The sequence below is a fragment of the Cribrihabitans neustonicus genome (assembly GCF_048820895.1).
In the GTDB taxonomy this organism is placed as follows: Bacteria; Pseudomonadota; Alphaproteobacteria; order Rhodobacterales; family Rhodobacteraceae; genus Cribrihabitans_A; species Cribrihabitans_A neustonicus.
In genome coordinates this window covers 1-5,812 of sequence record NZ_JBMERQ010000028.1, presented here as the reverse complement: position 1 = coordinate 5,812, position 5,812 = coordinate 1, and the positions used below count along the sequence as shown (strand labels likewise).

The following is a 5,812-nucleotide window of genomic DNA, read 5'->3' as shown; positions in this document are numbered from 1 at the left end:
GAATTGAGATTCAGGCGCGCACGTGACTCCAGTTTCTTCAGGAGGTTCAGGTCATCCATCAAGGCGCGGGCCGATAGCCCCTGACGCAGCAGGATGATCGGAAGCTCCAGGAGTTCCTCAAAGGATATGGGCGCATCCGTGTCACCGATCAGCTCCGGGCGGCCGACGCAAAGCATACGCTCTTCCAGCACCGGCTGCAGCCTGAGCGCTTTATCCTGCGGTGGATTGTAGACCACCGCCACGTCCACTTCCGAGGTCATCAGGTGCATCAGGGTGGAGCCGGACAGGCTTTCGGACAGCGATAGCTTTAGTCTCGGAAAGTCCCGCAGCACAGTTTCTATTAGCGGCAGGCCAATGGCCTTAACCGCAGAATGCGCCATGCCGACGGAAACCTCTCCAGCCACCTCCTGGGATTCCCCTCTGATGTCGTCGCCTGCGGCGTCCAGCGCCCTTAGAATCGCCCGGGCGTGTTCGTAAAGCCTTGCGCCTGCCGCCGTAGGCGACAAACCGCGGGGGCGCCGCAGAAAGAGTTGCGCGCCCAGTTCCGCCTCAAGGTTGGCAAGATGATGACTGAGCGCGGAGGCCGCGACATTCAGATGCCCGGCGGCCTGGGCCAGTGAGCCCTGTTCGTAGATGGCAGCGAAGTAGCGGAGTTGGCGGGAATCCATGGCTTCTGGTTTTTAGAATGGCTTGATCTAAACATTATGATTTTCACATGCCGGCTTCAATCCTACGCTTCAAGGTGAGTTAAGGAGGACACCCATGACCGGCACCGGATTTGCCCCGCTTGAGGGCCTGCGCGTTATCGAGATGAGCCACATGATCATGGGGCCGTCCTGCGGCATGTTCTTGGCGTTCCTCGGCGCTGAAGTGATCAAGGTTGAACCGCCGCAAGGTGACAAAACCCGCAATCTCACAGGAATGGGACGCGGGTTCTTTCCAACCTTCAACAGGGGCAAGAAATCCGTCACGCTGGACCTTAAAAAAGCGGAAGGCAGGGTTGCGTTGGAGCAGCTGCTGGAAACCGCGGATGTCTTCGTTGAGAACTTCCGCGACAGCTCTCTCGCAGCCATGGGGTTTGCTCCGGATGTCCTGCGCGAGCGTTTCCCCCGGCTGATCGTGGCCTCCTGCAAGGGGTTCCTGCACGGCCCTTACCAAAATCGCACCGCGATGGACGAGGTGGTGCAGATGATGACCGGCATGGCCTATATGACTGGCCCCACCGGGCGGCCGCTGCGGATCGGCTCTTCGGCCAATGACATCATGGGAGGACTTTTCGGTGCATTTTCAGTGCTCGCCGCGCTGCTGCAGCGCCAAGTGGACGGAAAGGGTCACGCGATCCGGGTCGGCCTGTTCGAAAATTGCCTGCTGCTGGTGGCCCAGCACATGGCGCAGTTCGACATCGAGGGCACCGAGGCACCGCCTATGCCGGAGCGTGAGTTCTCCTGGCCGGTCTATGATATCTTCAGGACCGGTGACGGGCAGCAGATCTTCCTCGGCGCGGTGACGGAAGGCCAATGGGCCAAGCTCTGTGAAGTGCTGGGGCTTGAGGAGTTGAAGGCAGATCCGCGGCTGCAGAACCGCCCGGATCAGATCGCCGCCCGTGACTGGACCCTGCCTATCATCGAACAGGCGGTGGCACAGCAGTCCTTTGCGCCCTTGGCCGAAGTGCTGGAACGCGAAGGCATCCCGTTCTCGCCCATCGCCCGGCCTGCGCAGATGTATGCTGATCCGCACGTCAACCGGCCCGGCGGGCTGTTTACCTCTGCCTTGCCCGGCGGCGGCAGCTTCCGCGCCCCTGGCCTTCCTTTCGAAGTGGACGGTGTCCCTGCGATGTCCGCCAAGGCGGACCTGCCGCCAATCGGCGGCGACACGGCCGGGATCTTCGGTCAGCTTGGCTTGACGGATGAGGAAATCCTTGCTGCCTCGGGGGCAGAGATTAGGGAGACCGTGTGATGGATGCCGAAGCGCTGTATCCAAAGGACCGCGTGACGCTGCGCGAAGTGGGATTGCGCGACGGGCTGCAGCTCGTCCGCCGGTTTCCGTCCACAAAGGCCAAGTTGAACTGGCTGAATGCGGAATATGCTGCCGGAGTGCGCCATTTCGAGGTTGGCTCTTTCCTGCCAGCCTCCCGTGTGCCGCAGTTCGCTGATATCCGGGCCCTGATCGGCGCCACAGCGGATCTGGGCGCCTTTGCATCGGCGCTGGCCCTGAATGAGCGCGGAGCCGAGGATGCGGTGCAGACACCGGTGCATGAAATCATCAACGTGGTTTCCGCCACCGAGGAGCACAGCCGGGCCAATATGCGCCGCTCCCGCGCTGAGGCGGTAGATCTTGTGCGCCGGACACGGGAACTTGCTGGCAAAGGCGATGGCCGGCCGTTGGTGAATGCTGGGATTGCTATGGCTTTCGGCTGCTCGATCGCCGGCGATGTGCCGCAAGCCGAAGTCTTGCGTCTCGCTGAAGAGTGCCTGAACGCTGGGGCGGATATCATCGGTATTGCCGATACCGTTGGATTTGCCGGTCCGCGCCAAGTGGGCGCTCTAACTTCCGCACTGGTCAACCTGTGCGGGAATGTACCGGTGACCGTGCATCTGCATGACACCCGCGGCCTGGCTCTCGCAAACGCTGCAGCGGCCCTGGATGCGGGCGCACGGGTGCTGGACGGCTCGCTGGGCGGTCTTGGCGGCTGCCCGTTTGCACCGGGGGCCACCGGCAATGCGGTCTTTGAAGACCTGGTCTTCCTGTGCGAGCGGATGGGCTTTGCCACCGGCATCGACTTGAAAGCTGTGACAGCGATCCGCGGTATCCTTGAGGAGGAGATGCCCGCGGAGGAGCTGCATGGGGCGCTGGCCCGGTCCGGGCCGCCGCCACTGATCCATTGGGCCGCCTGAGGCGCCCCATAGTCCAAGGTTCTAGGGAGGGAACCCATGAAACATCTGATCCCGGCGCTTGCCGCCGCCAGCATTTCCGCTACCGGCACCGCCGCCTCGGCGGGCGCCAAGGAGATGCGCTGCAGCCACCAGCTGCCGCCGTCCCACGCCGTCGCGGGCGTGATTGACCGCTGGGCCGAGGAGGTCGAGACGCTGACAAACGGCGAGATTGACGTGCAGATCTTCGGTGCCAACAGCCTGGTCGGGGCCAAGGAGAACATTACCTCAACCGCCAAGGGCGATATCGAGTGCGCTTTTTCCGTGCAGTTCCAGTGGGGCAAGACCCTGCCGATCATGACGGTGACCACGGCTCCCTACGCCTTCTCCGATATGGCCATCTGGCGCAACTGGGACGGCTCGGGAGCGGCCGGATTCCTTGAGGACAAGCTGCGTCAGAAGGGGGTCGAGAACGTCGTCTGGCTGTTTCAGACCAACACCAGCGTGTTTACCTCCAAGGGTGATTTTCTGAATGACCCCTCGGACTTCGAGGGCAAGAAGATCCGCGGCCTGGTGCCGGCCTTCAATGCCTCGCTTGAGGCTCTGGGTGCAGCGCCAGTATCGATGTCCGGCGGCGAAGTCTACCAGTCGCTTGCCACCGGCGTGATCGACGCGGCCCTGACCGGGATCGGTGCGGCCCATGCCCGAAAATATTACGAAGTGCAGGACCATTTCACGGTGGTGCCGGTGATCTCGGTCTTCTTCCACGGCTATCTGAACCCAAAATTCTATGCCAGCCTGTCGGATGAGGCCAAGGCGGCCCTGGATGAGGCCGGGGCCAAGGCTGCGATCTGGGCGATCGAGGCTGCCGAGGCTGCCGATGCCAGCGGCGCGGCGGATCTCGAAGCCGAGGGGGTGAAGGTGCATATAAACTCTGCCGGGGAGAACGCGGCGCTGGAGGCCCTGATGCGGCCTGCCTATGATGCGGTGTTCGGCTCCGATGACGCCGACAGCCGCGAACTGCTGCAACTGATCGATCAGCTGCGCAGCAAGGGTCAGGGGTAACCCTGGTGCCGGTTCGCTCAGAGACCGTTGCAGCGGCGCCCAAGGGCGCCCTGCACACATGCCTTACGCTGGTCCTGAAAGCGGTGAACGGGCTGGTGAGACTGGCGGGTGCCATCAGCACGGGACTGATCCTGCTGGCCTTCGCGCTCACCATCTATGCTGTCTTTCAGCGTTACCTGATGAACGCGCCGCTGCGCTGGTCTGACGATTTGACAGGCTGGGCGCTGGTGGCGCTGATCATGTTTGGCGTGGCCGAAGCCTACCGGCAGGATGTTCATATTTCGATCGATCTTGTGACCGCGCGCCTGCGCGGCCGCGCGGCCAGGGCCCAGAGGGCCTTTGCTGATCTGGCAGTTCTGATTTTTGCAGCTGTCCTCGGCATAAGCAGCTGGGAGGCGGTGTCCTTCGCCCGCTCGTTCGAGGCCTACACCTCCGGCACCGTCGAGGTGCCCCTATGGGCTGTACAGCTGCCGCTGGTTGCGGGCGCTGCCCTGCTGGCGCTGATGGCGCTGGCCCGGATCCTCAGCCGTTTTATCCACGGAGATTAAACATGACAATGGCCTTGGTATTTGGCGGTTTGATCCTGCTTTTGCTGACCGGCATGCCGATCTTTGCCGCGCTTGGTCTCACCGCCAGTGCGATCCTGCTGATCTTCGAGGGCAGTATCGGCAGCGTCGCGGATACGGTCTATGCTCATCTCGACAAGCCGATCCTGATGACTGTACCGCTGTTCGTCTTCATGGCACAGCTGATGATCCGCGCCAGGGTGATCGATGACCTGTACGACATGGCCCACACGGTGGTCGGACATATCCGCGGCGGCCTGGGCGTGGCCACAGTTCTCTCCTGTACCATCTTTGCCGCGATTTCCGGCTCGTCGGTGGCGACGGCCCTTTCGATCGGCTCCAGCGCAATCCCGCAGATGAAGCGTTTCGGCTATCCCGAGCGCGACGCACTGGGGGTAATCGCTGCGGGCGGCACCCTGGGCATCCTGATCCCGCCCTCAGGGCCGATGATCCTATATGCCATTGTCTCGGACGTCTCCATCGGGGCGCTGTTCCTGGCGGGCATCGTGCCGGGCCTGCTGCTGGCGCTGATCTTCTCCGCCTATTGCATCGTGCGGGCCAGCCGCCGTGGCGAGGCCGCGCCGGACTGGGCGGGATGGAGCCAGGTGTTCGGAGCTCTGAAGCGTTCGATCTGGGCGGTGCTGGCGCCGCCGATCGTGATGGGCGGCATTTACTTTGGCGTTTTTACCGCGGGTGAGGCCGCAGCCTTTGGCTGTCTATATGCGCTGGTTGTGGCGCTGACGGTGTACCGCAGCCTCGGTCTGGCGGAAATCTGGAACTGCGCACGCCAGGCCATGCTGACCTCGATGATGGTGTTCATGATTATTGCTGGCGCGGCGATGTTCGGTCATGCCATCACAATTATCCGCCTACCGATGGGCGTGACAGAGGCGGTGGCGGGCATGGGGCTGAATCCCTTGCAGTTCATCCTGATCGTGATGGCGATGATTTTCGTGATGGGCATGTTCTTTGAATCCATTGCCATCATCCTGATCACCACGCCGATCCTGCTGCCCACGATGAACGCGCTGGATATCGACCTGGTGTGGTACGGGGTGCTGCTGATGATCAATCTGGAGCTGGCGATGATCACGCCGCCGGTTGGCATGAACCTGTTCGTGATCAAGGGCATTACGGACGCGCCACTGTCCGAGGTCGTCCGGGGATCGGCGCCCTATGTGCTGCTGATGCTTGGTGGGCTGGTGCTGATGCTGCTGGTTCCGGGACTTGCTACGTGGCTGCCCTATGCCTCCGGGTTTGGCAGGTGAAATGCCGGCAGAAGGCCCCGAAGCCGTTTTGCGGGCTCGCCTG

General features: G+C 62.5%; 6 protein-coding genes. 5 read left to right on the top strand and 1 reads right to left on the bottom strand.

Annotated elements, in window-relative coordinates:
* Positions 1-668 (bottom strand): LysR family transcriptional regulator (locus tag ACOHWE_RS19975; RefSeq protein WP_420668500.1); only part of this gene is annotated, 668 nt, incomplete at its 3' end.
* Positions 669-762: 94 nt separating this feature from the next.
* On the opposite strand from ACOHWE_RS19975, the gene ACOHWE_RS19970 reads away from it, so the two are divergent.
* Genes ACOHWE_RS19970 through ACOHWE_RS19950 form a run of 5 tightly spaced genes read left to right on the top strand, consistent with a single transcriptional unit; the run spans position 763 to position 5,769 of the window.
* The gene (locus ACOHWE_RS19970) at positions 763-1,956 is read left to right on the top strand and encodes a CaiB/BaiF CoA transferase family protein (protein WP_420668499.1); all 1,194 of its coding nucleotides are present in this window, start codon (positions 763-765) and stop codon (positions 1,954-1,956) included.
* Entirely contained in the window at positions 1,956-2,894 is a 939-nt protein-coding gene (locus ACOHWE_RS19965) for a beta/alpha barrel domain-containing protein (RefSeq protein WP_420668498.1), read from the top strand. The genes ACOHWE_RS19970 and ACOHWE_RS19965 overlap by 1 nt, the downstream gene beginning before the upstream one ends.
* Before the next feature lie 36 nt (positions 2,895-2,930).
* A complete protein-coding gene (dctP, locus tag ACOHWE_RS19960) occupies positions 2,931-3,935 on the top strand; it encodes a TRAP transporter substrate-binding protein DctP (RefSeq protein WP_420668497.1) in 1,005 nt (334 codons plus the stop codon).
* A 5-nt stretch (positions 3,936-3,940) separates the two neighbouring features.
* A complete protein-coding gene (locus ACOHWE_RS19955; protein ID WP_420668496.1) occupies positions 3,941-4,483 on the top strand; it encodes a TRAP transporter small permease in 543 nt (180 codons plus the stop codon).
* 2 nt (positions 4,484-4,485) lie between these two features.
* The gene (locus tag ACOHWE_RS19950) at positions 4,486-5,769 is read left to right on the top strand and encodes a TRAP transporter large permease (RefSeq protein WP_420668495.1); all 1,284 of its coding nucleotides are present in this window, start codon (positions 4,486-4,488) and stop codon (positions 5,767-5,769) included.
* Positions 5,770-5,812 lie beyond the last annotated feature (43 nt).